Origin of the sequence: Indibacter alkaliphilus LW1, from assembly GCF_000295935.2 — a bacterium.
In the GTDB taxonomy this organism is placed as follows: domain Bacteria; phylum Bacteroidota; class Bacteroidia; order Cytophagales; family Cyclobacteriaceae; genus Indibacter; species Indibacter alkaliphilus.
On sequence record NZ_ALWO02000023.1, the window covers coordinates 257011 to 268459 of the forward strand.

At 38.7% G+C, this 11449-nt stretch carries 13 protein-coding genes and 1 tRNA gene; 7 read left to right on the forward strand and 7 right to left on the reverse strand.

Annotated elements, in window-relative coordinates; all coding sequences use genetic code 11:
* Positions 1–48: 48 nt before the first annotated feature.
* The 3 genes from A33Q_RS05310 to sucC all read right to left on the reverse strand — a co-directional run bounded on the left by A33Q_RS05310 (position 49) and on the right by sucC (position 2336).
* Positions 49–885: a universal stress protein gene (locus tag A33Q_RS05310; RefSeq protein WP_009032476.1), complete on the reverse strand. Its 837-nt coding sequence runs from the start codon at positions 883–885 to the stop codon at positions 49–51.
* Between the two features lie 134 nt (positions 886–1019).
* Positions 1020–1093, reverse strand: a tRNA-Arg gene (locus A33Q_RS05315).
* 31 nt (positions 1094–1124) lie between these two features.
* Positions 1125–2336 carry an ADP-forming succinate--CoA ligase subunit beta gene (gene sucC, locus A33Q_RS05320; protein ID WP_009032477.1) on the reverse strand — a complete coding sequence of 404 codons (1212 nt, stop codon included), beginning with the start codon at positions 2334–2336 and terminating at the stop codon, positions 1125–1127.
* 139 nt (positions 2337–2475) lie between these two features.
* Between sucC and A33Q_RS05325 the strand changes: the two genes are divergently transcribed.
* Positions 2476–3153 (forward strand): ABC transporter ATP-binding protein, encoded by a 678-nt coding sequence (locus A33Q_RS05325; RefSeq protein ID WP_009032478.1) that lies wholly within the window; start codon positions 2476–2478, stop codon positions 3151–3153.
* A 10-nt stretch (positions 3154–3163) separates the two neighbouring features.
* Here A33Q_RS05325 and A33Q_RS05330 read toward each other — a convergent pair whose 3' ends face one another.
* Together A33Q_RS05330 and A33Q_RS05335 are read right to left on the reverse strand one after the other, a co-directional pair.
* Entirely contained in the window at positions 3164–3613 is a 450-nt protein-coding gene (locus A33Q_RS05330; RefSeq protein WP_009032479.1) for a DUF6252 family protein, read from the reverse strand.
* Between the two features lie 93 nt (positions 3614–3706).
* Positions 3707–4153 carry a peroxiredoxin gene (locus A33Q_RS05335; protein WP_009032480.1) on the reverse strand — a complete coding sequence of 149 codons (447 nt, stop codon included), beginning with the start codon at positions 4151–4153 and terminating at the stop codon, positions 3707–3709.
* 141 nt (positions 4154–4294) lie between these two features.
* Here A33Q_RS05335 and A33Q_RS05340 point away from each other — a divergent pair, with 141 nt between their 5' ends.
* The 5 genes from A33Q_RS05340 to A33Q_RS05360 all read left to right on the forward strand — a co-directional run bounded on the left by A33Q_RS05340 (position 4295) and on the right by A33Q_RS05360 (position 9030).
* Positions 4295–5119 carry a DMT family transporter gene (locus A33Q_RS05340; protein WP_016254720.1) on the forward strand — a complete coding sequence of 275 codons (825 nt, stop codon included), beginning with the start codon at positions 4295–4297 and terminating at the stop codon, positions 5117–5119.
* 44 nt (positions 5120–5163) lie between these two features.
* Complete coding sequence (locus tag A33Q_RS05345; protein ID WP_009032482.1) at positions 5164–6648, forward strand: nicotinate phosphoribosyltransferase; 1485 nt, start codon at positions 5164–5166, stop codon at positions 6646–6648.
* Positions 6632–7561 (forward strand): ribose-phosphate diphosphokinase, encoded by a 930-nt coding sequence (locus A33Q_RS05350; protein WP_407635779.1) that lies wholly within the window; start codon positions 6632–6634, stop codon positions 7559–7561. Before A33Q_RS05345 ends, A33Q_RS05350 begins: the two co-directional genes overlap by 17 nt.
* A gap of 6 nt (positions 7562–7567) precedes the next feature.
* The gene (pncA, locus tag A33Q_RS05355; protein WP_009032484.1) at positions 7568–8179 is read left to right on the forward strand and encodes a bifunctional nicotinamidase/pyrazinamidase; all 612 of its coding nucleotides are present in this window, start codon (positions 7568–7570) and stop codon (positions 8177–8179) included.
* An 89-nt stretch (positions 8180–8268) separates the two neighbouring features.
* Positions 8269–9030: a DUF2490 domain-containing protein gene (locus tag A33Q_RS05360; protein WP_009032485.1), complete on the forward strand. Its 762-nt coding sequence runs from the start codon at positions 8269–8271 to the stop codon at positions 9028–9030.
* A gap of 8 nt (positions 9031–9038) precedes the next feature.
* Here the strand turns inward: A33Q_RS05360 and A33Q_RS05365 are convergent, their stop codons facing one another.
* Together A33Q_RS05365 and A33Q_RS05370 are read right to left on the reverse strand one after the other, a co-directional pair.
* The gene (locus tag A33Q_RS05365; RefSeq protein WP_009032486.1) at positions 9039–9497 is read right to left on the reverse strand and encodes a hypothetical protein; all 459 of its coding nucleotides are present in this window, start codon (positions 9495–9497) and stop codon (positions 9039–9041) included.
* Positions 9498–9546: 49 nt separating this feature from the next.
* Positions 9547–10935 carry a tagaturonate reductase gene (locus A33Q_RS05370; protein WP_009032487.1) on the reverse strand — a complete coding sequence of 463 codons (1389 nt, stop codon included), beginning with the start codon at positions 10933–10935 and terminating at the stop codon, positions 9547–9549.
* 133 nt (positions 10936–11068) lie between these two features.
* On the opposite strand from A33Q_RS05370, the gene A33Q_RS05375 reads away from it, so the two are divergent.
* Positions 11069–11356 (forward strand): DUF1330 domain-containing protein, encoded by a 288-nt coding sequence (locus tag A33Q_RS05375; protein ID WP_009032488.1) that lies wholly within the window; start codon positions 11069–11071, stop codon positions 11354–11356.
* The last annotated feature ends 93 nt before the right edge of the window (positions 11357–11449 follow it).

Here is an 11449-nt window from a genome sequence, read left to right on the forward strand (position 1 = left end):
CCTTTAAACAGGTTGCTTTATTAATATGAAATCTAGCTTTTATCTAAACTATTTTTTTGTTTTTCTAATACTGATCACTGGCAGATCAGTCATTGAAATCAGATTTTCAGTGATACTGGGGGAGAAGTATTGCATCAGGTCAGACTTTCCAAAGGTAATCACTGCGATTCCATCCGCTTTGAGTTTATCTGCAAATTGAAGAATTCCTCTTTCTTCTTTAAAGGCATCGATGATGTTGATATCATAATTGTAATTGCCAAACTCATCCATAAAGGACTTTCCTATTGCCTCAATATCATTTGTTTCCATAAAATATGTAGGCGTATTGACGAAGAGCACATGTAATTTGGCTCCTAATTCTTCAGCTAACTTTTCTATTACCCCAAAAGATGCTCCGGTTTCCTCTTTGAAGTTAGTAGCAAAGATCAGGTTCTGAACTTCCCGCTTTTCATTTTCCTCTTTGACCACCACCACAGGGATTTCGGATCTTCGCAATACGCTGTAAGTATTTGTGCCCAGCATGTGCTCTTTGAAGCCGTAGCTTCCATGGGAACCCATGACTACCATGTCTATTTTTTCTGTTTCAATAAAGGTATGAATCCTTTCATTGCCATAATTGTACACGAGTATCTTAGATGCTTTTACTCCTGATTTTTCAGCTTCCATAACCAAGTTGCTGAGTTCTTTTTTGGCCTTACCAATCAATTTTTTGGTTTCAGGAAAGAGGTTCTCCTGATCGTTGGTCAGCTTGGACCAATTGACTGGTGTGATGATGATGTGCAGATAAACCAATTCCGCATTGGTTTTCTTGGCTAATACCAGTCCATAATTTTCTGCAGCTTTTGCACAGGCGGAAAAATCGGTGGGGATAAGAATCTTTTTCATGGTTTCTATATTTGTGGTTCTACTTTTCACTTTTAAAGGTACCTTGAAAACCTTTCCTATTACATGCTAAAAATCATTGGCAAATATGATAAAAGTCAAAAAAAAGACCACCTGAATTTCAGGTGGTCTTTTTGTGCACTCGGAAGGATTCGAACCCTCAACCCTCGGAGCCGAAATCCGATATTCTATCCAGTTGAACTACGAGTGCTAAAACTAAGGACTTTGTCCTTAGCAAATATTTATGATATTGCAGCTCTTACTTTTTCAGCAGCTTCTTTCAAAGTGATCGCAGAAGAAACTTTCAAGCCGGATTCATCTATGATTTTGGCTCCTTCTTCAGCATTTGTGCCTTGAAGTCTTACAATAATAGGAACTGGAATGTCTCCAATAGACTTATACGCCTCTACCACACCGTTTGCTATTCTGTCGCATCTTACAATACCACCGAAAACATTAATCAATATGGCTTTAACATTAGGGTCTTGAAGTATAATTCTAAAACCTGCCTCAACTGTAGTGGCATTTGCACCGCCTCCAACATCAAGGAAGTTGGCCGGCTCTCCACCAGAAAGCTTGATCATATCCATGGTAGCCATGGCCAAACCAGCACCGTTTACCATGCAACCAACGTTTCCGTCAAGCTTAACATAGTTTAGGTCAGACTTTCCTGCCTCAACTTCCAAAGGATCTTCTTCTGCCAAATCTCTTAATTCTGCCAAATCTTTATGTCTGTATAGTGCATTGTCGTCAAGATTTACCTTGGCATCAACTGCCAGGATTTTATCATCAGAAGTTTTCAACACAGGGTTGATTTCAAACTGAGAAGCATCGGATCCAATGTATGCATTGTATAGCGCGCTGATGAATTTTACCATTTCTTTAAAGGCATTACCTTCCAAACCAAGTTTGAAAGCTACTTTTCTAGCCTGGAAACCTTGAAGCCCCACTTTTGGATCTACCCATTCTTTGATGATTTTTTCGGGAGTTTTTTCTGCAACTTCTTCGATGTCCATTCCACCTTCAGTAGATGCCATGATTACATTGCAGCCTTTTGCCCTGTCCAAAAGTATCGATAGATAATATTCTTTAGGTTCGGAATCACCAGGATAATATACATCCTCAGCTACCAATATTTTATTTACTTTTTTACCTTCTTCACCGGTTTGTATGGTTACCAAAGTTCCTCCAAGGATGTTTTTGGCTTTTTCAGGTACATCCTCAAGCTTTTTGGCAAGGACCACCCCGTTAGAGCCAGTTTCTTTTACCTTGCCTTTTCCTCTTCCACCTGCGTGGATTTGGGCCTTGATCACGTACCAGGAAGTACCTGTTTCTGCACTTAGTTTTTTGGCTGCTTTGAGTGCCCCCTCAGGACTGTCAGTAACGACTCCTTCCTGAATGCGTACACCGTAGCTCTTCAAAAGTTCTTTTGCTTGATATTCGTGTATATTCATCCTTGTGAAAATTTTTGCCCGAAGTTAAGCCCTTCATATTGATTTTTCAAGCTAACCTTTCCTCTTTTTGGGAAATAAATGGCATTTTTGGCTCTACATACCTATGTTTATATTTTAAAATTTTTCACCAAAATAAATTATGCTCAAGGCAAAAGGGGTTCAAAAACACTACGGCGACTTACATGTATTGAAAGGTGTGGATGTAGAAATATCTGATAATGAAGTTGTTTCCATAGTGGGAGCTTCAGGTGCAGGTAAAAGCACACTTTTGCACATTCTGGGAACATTAGATAAGGCTGACCAAGGAGAGGTCTGGATTGGAAATACCTTAATTACAAAATTAAAAGGGGATAAGCTCGCCGAATTCAGGAATACACAGATTGGCTTTATTTTTCAGTTTCATAACCTTCTTCCTGAATTTACGGCTGAAGAGAATATGTTAATACCTGGCCTGATAGCGGGAAAAGGCGAAAAGGAGTTGAGAACTAGAGCTGCAGATTTGGCTAAGCTATTGGGCTTTCATGGCCGCTTAGACCATAAGCCTTCGGAGCTATCCGGTGGAGAACAGCAACGTGTGGCTGTGGCAAGAGCTTTGATCAACAATCCTAAAATTATCTTTGCAGACGAGCCAAGTGGAAATCTTGACTCCAAAAATGCAGAAGCACTACATAAGTTGTTTTTTACCCTAAGAGAGAATTTTGGGCAATCTTTTGTAATCGTCACTCACAATCAGGAGTTGGCGCAAATGGCGGACAGAACCCTAACCATGCAGGATGGTAAAATCCTGTCCGATATCAAAAAGGGCATCCCTACATAATTGGGATATTTTACCTGGAGACATTTACATCCGTAAATTTCCCCTCTGTGATGCTGATATTGTTCCCCGAACCCAAGGCAGGCCTGGCTGTAAAGCTAAATGTTCCTGAAATCTTATTTCCTTCAAATTTGCTGATTGTCAAGGTTCCGGAGTTTGCCATGTAAACAGTTTGGTTTTGGTCTGTGTAGGAAGCTACATTTGCCAGATCATAAGTACCTGCTTTGTCATCCATAATGGTAATAGAAATTGCAGATCTGTTTGTTGCCCCCGCAGCAATACTGGTAGTAGTGATACCAGCTACTCCTACAACTTGGGAATTTCCGGAGCCTTTCCAATCAGTACCGTCGATTTTGGCTTCCACATTCATTGCCCCATTGGGTGTGTCATCATTTTCACAGGAAACAAACAAAAAGGAACCTGCAAAAAGAGCTAAGAGGATTAAAGATTTTAGTTTTTTCATTGGTAGAATTTTTTTTGATAAAATTCCACATTCAAACCTTCTAATAGTATACCTCGCAAAACGGATTTTTATATCCGTGCTACTGGGTATTCCTTATTGAATTTGTTTCATCATACTTTCCACATGAGACTTGGATTCAAACATATCTGAATGGACTGCTGCTATTCTGTGTTCTTTATCCAGGAAATAAGTGATCCTCTTCGGCATTCTCACAATTGGTATCAGGGCATCGTAAGCCTTACAAACCCTGCCATCCAAATCACTCAATAAGTCGAAAGGAAGATCGTATTCTGCTTTGAAGCTCAAGTGGGTTTTGATATCATCTCTACTGATACCAAAAACAGGAATATCCAACTCCCTGAAAGCAGAGAACTGATCCCTGAAATCACAGGCTTCTTTGCTACAAACCCTGGTAAAATCTTTGGGATAAAAATATATGATGCAAGCCTTTCCCTTACAGTCCTGACTTAGTGTAAACTTTTCACCATTGGTTGAGGGAAGTGTAAAATCCGGTGCTTTTGATCCTTTTTTTAATGCCATAGTTTCAAATGTTTTCAAGTATATCAGACTTAACAAGGGAATTGTCGGTAAGTTTGTTTCATTAGATGAAAAAAAGCAACAGTATTGAACCCATTCAGAGTATTTTTCCTTAACCTTTAGATATTTAAAAAAACAGAAGTTTTGATCAATAAAAGTGTTCAGCACATGTTACTGGCGGGATTTTTATTTTCCCTGATGAATGTTGCCGTCAAACTCGTCCCTCATATACCAGCAATTGAAATAATTCTTTTCCGATCTTTATTCAGCCTTGTCTTTACTTACCTCTTACTGAGAAAAAAGGAAGTTCCTGTTTTGGGTAATAACAAGAAACTTTTGATCATGAGAGGTATAGTAGGTTCAATTGGACTTATAGCTTTTTTTTATACCCTTCAAAGAATCCCTCTAGCCAGTGCAGTTACTTTAAATTATTTAGCACCTGTTTTCACAACCATACTGGGAATATTTATTGTAAAGGAAAAAGTGAGAGCGCGTCAGTTTTTATATTTTGCAATCTCATTTGTTGGGGTATTGATTATTGAAGGTTTTGATCCCAGAATTTCTCTGGTTGACCTTTCAATTGCCCTCATTGCTTCTTTGGCTATGGGCTTGGCCTATAACATCATCCGAAAGCTCAACACAAGTGAGCACCCATTGGTCATCATGATCTATTTTCCTATGATTACCTTACCCATTGCTACGGGAATCAGTGCACTTATTTGGGTACAGCCGATCGGATGGGACTGGGTTATTTTACTCGCAATTGGGGTTTTGACCCAATTTGCCCAATATTTCCTTACCCTTGCATATCAAAATGCCAAAGTTGCAAAAATATCCAGCCTGAGCTATCTGAGTATAGTCTACGCACTTGTTTTCGGATTTATAATTTTTGGAGAGACCTTCAATCTGGTTACTTATTTGGGAATGGCCTTGGTACTTTCGGGTGTTATTTTAAATATTAGGAAGTAAGTTTGTTGCAAAACCTTATTTTTGACTTACACTTATATCAGCGCATGAAAATCACCAAAGATCTTTATCAAAGCTCCCTGGCACTCTTAACAGATTTTTACCAATTGACTATGGCTTATGCCTATTGGAAATCCGGAAAAGCTGAACAAGAGGCTGTCTTCAATTTATTTTTCCGAAAGAATCCATTTCAGGGGGGCTATACCATTGCTGCAGGCCTAGATTACATCATTGATTATTGTAGAAATTTCCGTTTTGATGATGCCGATTTGCATTATTTGGCAGAGATGAAAAATGCTGATGGCCAGCTTACATTTGAAGCTGAATTTATCGAATACCTAAGAGATCTTGATTTTTCCTGTGATATAGATGCTGTTGAAGAAGGAACGGTTGTTTTTCCAAACATCCCTATCATCCGGGTAAAAGGGCCATTGATACAATGTCAGCTTCTTGAAACACCACTTCTGAACATTGTGAACTTTCAGACTTTAATTGCCACCAAGGCATCAAGAATTACATTGGCTGCCAAAGGAGATTCAGTACTTGAGTTTGGATTGAGAAGGGCACAGGGAATTGACGGTGCCTTAGCAGCAAGCAGAGCATCTTATATAGGTGGCTGTTCCGCAACCAGTAACGTGATGGCCGGGAAGCTATTTGGAATTCCTGTTTCAGGTACACATGCACATAGTTGGATCATGTCCTTTGATTCCGAACTGGAAGCATTTCATGCTTATGCAGATGCTTTTCCTGATAAGTGTGTCTTTTTGGTGGATACTTATGATACAGTAAATGGAATCAAAAATGCCATAGAAGTGGGGAAATCTTTGCGTGAAAAAGGAAAGGAAATGCTGGGGATAAGGATAGATTCAGGAGACTTGGCCTATTACAGTAATATTGCCCGGGAAATGTTAGACGAAGCCGGCTTTAGAAATGCCAAAATCGTTGCTTCCAATGACCTGGATGAACAAATCATTACTTCGCTCAAGGTCCAAGAAGCCTCAATAGATGTTTGGGGAGTAGGGACCAAATTGGTTACGGCTTACGACCAACCTGCTTTGGGCGCAGTATACAAGCTTGCGGCTGTAAAACTGGAGTCCGGAGTGTGGGAGCCCAAAGTAAAAGTATCCCAGCAATCCATTAAGATCAATATCCCAGGAAAACATGGCGTAGTAAGATTTATCAAAAATGGGAAGGCATTAGCAGATATGATTTTTCTGGATGAGGCTCATGAAGAAAGAAATGCTTATGTAATCATTGACCCCAATGATCCTACCAAACGAAAGAAAATTAATGTCAATGGTTTGGAAAGGGAATTACTTCTAAAACCTATCTTTAGGGCAGGAGAGAAAATTTATAATAGACCCGGAATCAAGCAAATCAGGGAAAATGCACAAAAAAATCTTTTACTTTTTGATAAGGCGCACAAGAGGTTTGTCAATCCCCATATCTATCCTGTTGGTCTTGAAGAAAACCTATATCAAATGAGAACAGAGTTGGTTTTGAAGATGAAAAATTATGACAATGAGCAATAAGATCATTTTCAGTACAAGAAAATACAGATACCTACAAGAGGAGGTCATTCAAAGGGGTGGTTTTCAAAAAGGAAAGATTGATGTCAAAACCTTTCCTGATGGAGAAAGGTATCAAAGAATACTAAGTCCTGTCAACGGCCAGGATGTGGTATTGATCGGGGGGACTGTTTCTGACACGGATACCCTGGAAATATATGATCTGGCTTACGCTTTAATCAAATATGGAGCACGGTCAATCCAATTGTTTTTTCCATATTTTGGTTATTCTACCATGGAAAGAGCGATCAAAGCAGGTGAGGTTGTCACTGCAAAATCCAGGGCCGTTATGTTTTCTTCCCTTCCAAGGACGAGCTTAGGCAATCATTTTATTTTTTTTGACTTACATTCAGAAGGAATTCCTCATTATTTCGAAGGGCAAGCCTTGATCAATCATGTCTACTGCAAGCAAATTATAGTAGATGCTGCCAAAGATCTGGCAGACAACAGTTTTGTCATGGCTTGTACAGATGCGGGGAGGGCTAAGTGGGTAGAGTCATTGGCCAATGAAATGGGAGTCAATGCAGCATTCATTTTCAAAAGAAGAATTTCCGGTGAAAAAACCGAGGTTACAAGCATTTCAGCTGATGTAGAAGGAATGGATGTGGTCATTTACGATGACATGATCAGGACAGGTGGTTCATTGATCAATGCTGCTAAAGCCTATAAAAATGCCGGTGCAAAGAAAATTTTCACCATTACTACTCACGGTTTGTTTACAGATGAAGCTTTGGAAAAAATCAAAGGATCAGGTGTTATTGAAAAGGTTGTAGCAACCAATTCCCATCCCAATTCATTTTTGGCCAAGCATCCAATCCTTAGGGTAGAAAGTTTGGCTCCACTGATCGTTGAACAAATTTTAGAAGAAAAAAAATAAAAAAATATGAAAGCACTGCTAATAGTGGACGTTCAAAATGATTTTACACCAGGAGGAGCTTTGGCTGTCAATGAAGGTGATCAAATCATTCCTATCATAAATAAAATTCAGGGGAAATTTGACTTGATAGTTGCTACGCAAGACTGGCACCCGGAGAATCATGGTAGTTTTGCGGCTAACCACACTGATAAAAAAGTCGGAGATTTTATCCAACTCAATGGAGTAATGCAGATATTGTGGCCGGTACATTGTGTACAGGAAAGTTCCGGAGCTGAATTTCATAAAGACCTAAATACTTCCCAAGTTGCTAAAGTATTTCAAAAAGGGACAAACCCTCTGGTAGATTCTTATTCAGGTTTTTTTGACAATAATAAGAATGGGGATACGGGACTAAGTGATTACTTAAAATCTGAAGGAGTAAGAGAAATCTATGTCTGTGGACTTGCCGCTGATTATTGTGTGAAGTTCACGGTGCTCGATGGAATAGATGAGGGTTTTAAAACCTATCTGATTCAAGATGCTACCAGAGCAGTGAATGTAAAGGAAGGAGATTTTGAAAAGGCTCTCGAAGAAATGGAGGACCACGGCGCTTTTTTGATCAACTCCAAGGAGCTTTGAACTTGAATTGTAACTTTAGCTACATTTAAAGTTAAACTGGGATAGTAATTTTGAAAAAAATCATCTAAATCACAGCAGCTCAAACAGGCATGAAGCTTATCATATCGGTTTTTATTATCCTGATAATATTATCAAGCAGTATTGTTGTAGCTCAACAAACCCGACTCAATGATTACAATACAATCTCTTGGAATGCAGTTTTCCTTAATTTTTCTATTGATGAAAAATTAAGCGTCCATGGAGAGTTTCAATTGAGAAGGTCTGATTTTTTGGTAAATCCTCAGCAGAACCTTTACCGATTCGGAATAAATTATAAGTTACATGAACAGGTGGTTTTCAGATTGGGAGGGGCTTTTGCCGACACTTATCCATATGGTAAAGTCCCCATTCAGGCAAGTGCCCGTCTTTTCCCTGAATACCGGTCTTTTCAAATGCTTCAACTGTCCAATCCTTTGGGGAAAATCAATCTTACCCATAGATTTATGTTGGAACAAAGATGGGTTGGAAGGTTTACCAAACAAGGAGTCAGTAAAGCTGATGATTATGTATTTTTAAACAGGGTGCGGTATATGGCAAGAATTGATATACCAGTGAATTTTAATGAAAATCAAAAATCTAAACCCTATTTAGCAGCTTATGATGAGATTTTTATAGGCTTTGGGAAAAATGTGCAGCAAAATGTATTTGATCAAAATAGGTTTGGCATTTTAGCTGGATTAAAATTCAATCCAAAATTCAGAATAGAGGGAGGATACGTAGATCAGACCCTTCAATTTGGTAGGCTTATTGATGCCAAGCCTGTTTTTCAATATAACAGAGGACTGATCATCAATTCATATATCAGCCTCTAAAGCCCGTATTATTGTAATGCTTCAATTTTGAGCTGCTTGTCTCGAAAGTTTCCTGAACCGCCTTCTTCAAGACCCCATAAAGCTTGGATCAAAGGTGAATCAGGAGAAACCATTTGATAGGATTGATCATCCAAGACAATTTTACCAAATGCAACGGAAACCCAAATATTGCCCATCGGTAATTTGATCAGACTGCCTTCCTGAACTGTTTTAGTGGCTTTTACAGGAACAGCATTCAATTGTCTCAACATCATTCTGACTCCTGAAAGACGTTTTTCCAATAAGGTTCTGTGTTGGTTGATCATTTCCTGATGAGTTTCAAATTTATCCCCGGCAGAGCTTTTTTCTTCCACTTCAGAAGATTCCTGAACTTCTTTTAACTCCTTTTCCAGGTTATGAACCTGTTCTTGAAGAGATTTTTTTGCTGTACTCAACAGCCTTTCCTTGGTTTCTGTTTGCCATTCCATGTTGCAAAGGAAAAATATTTCCTTGGATTTATTCCAATCTTGGTACTGTCTATTTCAAAAGTATTTTTTTATGTGATTCAAAATCAAGGTGATGACTAAGCGATTCAAATAGCCCTGATTCGTTGATTAGGTTTTGGCCCCATAAGGCCTCATTTTTCAATATATCCTTCAAAAAAGTGGATTTATCATCATTTAGCCAAGCTTCTTTAAACATACCAAGTACTTGAGGATCATCTTTCAGGGGAATAGTTTCTCCCTGAGCATCTTTACCAGAATAGAATACCAAGAGACTCGCAAAGGCTTTTGTGAGAAGGGGAGGCCATTCACCAGCTATACGATTGTATTCTAAAATACTTGGCAAAACACGAACCCGGAATTTTGGAATAGAATTCAGTGAAATAGAAAGCAGTTCATGCCTGATAAAAGGATTTCTAAAGCGATCCAATACATCATTGGCAAATTGGTGAAGTTCTGCCTGGGGAAGGTCCAATAAGGGAATGATTTCTTTGAATATCATTTGCTTAATAACCTCCTCCATTTCAGTATCCTCAACAGTCTCTCTTACCGTTTTGAATCCTTTCAAATAGGCAATAGGAACCATGGCAGTATGGGCTCCATTCAATATCCTTACTTTCCTTTTTCTATAAGGAGAGAGATCTTTAACAAACTTCACCTCCAGATTTGCCTTCTGAGCAGGAAATTCATTTTTAAGCTTCTCAGGTCCTTCAATGGCCCAAAAATAAAAAGGCTCTACTTTGACGAGAAGCTTGTCATCAAAAGAAAGTTTAGCCTCGACATCATCAAGTCCGTTTTTTGGGAATCCAGGAACAATCCTATCAACCAAGGTATTGCAGAAATAATTGTGCTCTTTAATCCAATTTTTGAATCCCTGAGCCAGGTTCCAGGAATCAATGTATTTCAAAATACAATTCTTTAATTCCTCACCATTATTTTCTATGAGCTCACAAGGTATATGGAAAAGGCCTTTTTCCGAATCTCCATTGAATGCATTATAGCGCTCGAATAAAAATGCGGTAAGTTTTCCCGGAAAAGTTTTTGGCAGTTGCTCCGGATTATAAAGATCCTCTTCTTCGAAAACAATTCCAGCCTCTGTGGTATTGGAAATCATAAATCTCAAATTAGGGTTTGCTGCCAATTTAAGGATTTCACCCATGTGTTGACCAGTATTCAAAACCTCCTTGATACAATTGATTTTACTAATTGTAGAAACTTGTTTTTGATTAAAAATTCCTTGTTCAAGCACGTGATACTGATTGTTCTGAGTTTTATAGGCTTCTGGTATTTTATTGCCGTGAGATTGTATCATGTGAATATCCCCTTCAAATAACTCAAGGTCAATCAGTTTTTGGAAAACCCAGCAACTAAACCCTCTCAAAAAATTTCCTGTCCCAAATTGTATGATGTCTTTTTTTTGCATTTTTATTCCTTTTAAAATTTTCGATTTATGATTTAAGAGTGCAACTCTTTGCTAATCCCCATTCCTTTTTGATTAGATTTGGAGATAGAAGGCAGTTTGCCTTTATAATCTGTTGACAATAAATATAGAAGAAATGCCGGCATTGGTTTTAGTAGAAGTAAGCATTCACAACCCTGAATTGTACGAGGAGTACAAGAAACATACCTTAGCGACCATTGAGAAATTTAAAGGCAGGTTCGTGGTTAGGGGAGTGAAAACCGAATCTTTGGAAGGAGATTGGAATCCCGAAAGATTGGTCATTTTGGAGTTCCCTTCTGTGGAAACTGCCAAAAAATGGTGGGCTTCCCCTGAATACAGTCAAGCCAAACAAATCCGTTACCAAGCTGCAAACTCCAAGATGCTTGTCGTAGAGAGTCATTGATCTTCTATTTAAAGCAGTGGACGATAGCATTCTTTGATGGCTTTTTCACTGGAGATATTGAATAGATTTTATTTTTCAATGACACCTGGGCAA

Excerpts from the sequence above, each read along its gene's own strand:
- A33Q_RS05310 (WP_009032476.1), bottom strand. The coding sequence starts at position 885 with ATGAAAAAGATTCTTATCCCCACCGATTTTTCCGCCTGTGCAAAAGCT.
- sucC (WP_009032477.1), bottom strand. The coding sequence starts at position 2,336 with ATGAATATACACGAATATCAAGCAAAAGAACTTTTGAAGAGCTACGGT.
- A33Q_RS05325 (WP_009032478.1), top strand. The coding sequence starts at position 2,476 with ATGCTCAAGGCAAAAGGGGTTCAAAAACACTACGGCGACTTACATGTA.
- A33Q_RS05330 (WP_009032479.1), bottom strand. The coding sequence starts at position 3,613 with ATGAAAAAACTAAAATCTTTAATCCTCTTAGCTCTTTTTGCAGGTTCC.
- A33Q_RS05335 (WP_009032480.1), bottom strand. The coding sequence starts at position 4,153 with ATGGCATTAAAAAAAGGATCAAAAGCACCGGATTTTACACTTCCCTCA.
- A33Q_RS05345 (WP_009032482.1), top strand. The coding sequence starts at position 5,164 with ATGAAAATCACCAAAGATCTTTATCAAAGCTCCCTGGCACTCTTAACA.
- A33Q_RS05350 (WP_407635779.1), top strand. The coding sequence starts at position 6,632 with ATGACAATGAGCAATAAGATCATTTTCAGTACAAGAAAATACAGATAC.
- pncA (WP_009032484.1), top strand. The coding sequence starts at position 7,568 with ATGAAAGCACTGCTAATAGTGGACGTTCAAAATGATTTTACACCAGGA.
- A33Q_RS05360 (WP_009032485.1), top strand. The coding sequence starts at position 8,269 with ATGAAGCTTATCATATCGGTTTTTATTATCCTGATAATATTATCAAGC.
- A33Q_RS05365 (WP_009032486.1), bottom strand. The coding sequence starts at position 9,497 with ATGGAATGGCAAACAGAAACCAAGGAAAGGCTGTTGAGTACAGCAAAA.
- A33Q_RS05370 (WP_009032487.1), bottom strand. The coding sequence starts at position 10,935 with ATGCAAAAAAAAGACATCATACAATTTGGGACAGGAAATTTTTTGAGA.
- A33Q_RS05375 (WP_009032488.1), top strand. The coding sequence starts at position 11,069 with ATGCCGGCATTGGTTTTAGTAGAAGTAAGCATTCACAACCCTGAATTG.